The organism is Mesorhizobium sp. M00.F.Ca.ET.216.01.1.1 (genome assembly GCF_004010325.2).
Lineage (GTDB): Bacteria > Pseudomonadota > Alphaproteobacteria > Rhizobiales > Rhizobiaceae > Mesorhizobium.
In genome coordinates, this window is the sequence record NZ_SADR02000377.1 from 1 (window position 1) to 318 (window position 318).

General features: G+C 62.9%; 1 protein-coding gene. It reads left to right on the forward strand.

Translation table 11 applies throughout. The annotated features are described in order from the left end of the window. The coding region (locus EN859_RS36560; protein ID WP_135913701.1) for a DUF4142 domain-containing protein at positions 1 to 318 on the forward strand (318 nt) is incomplete at both ends.

Sequence of the window (318 nt, forward strand, 5' to 3'; positions counted from 1 at the left end):
AGATGAAAACGCTTCTGACCGCGACCGCCATCGCGCTCCTTGCCGGCACGCCGGCCGCCTTTGCCCAGTCGAACGACGGCAACGACGTCGCGCCAATGGCGGCAGACAACAAGGTCGACACGCAGACTTTCGTCACCACCGTGCCCAACGCCAACGAGTTCGAGATTCAGTCGAGCAGGCTGGCCGAGGAGAAGTCACCGTCGGACGACGTCAAGGCCTTTGCCGATGAGATGATCAAGGACCACACCAAGGCCGCCGAGGATTTCAAGGCGGCGATGAGCCAGGGCCAGACGACGGCCTCGATCAAGCCCGAGATCG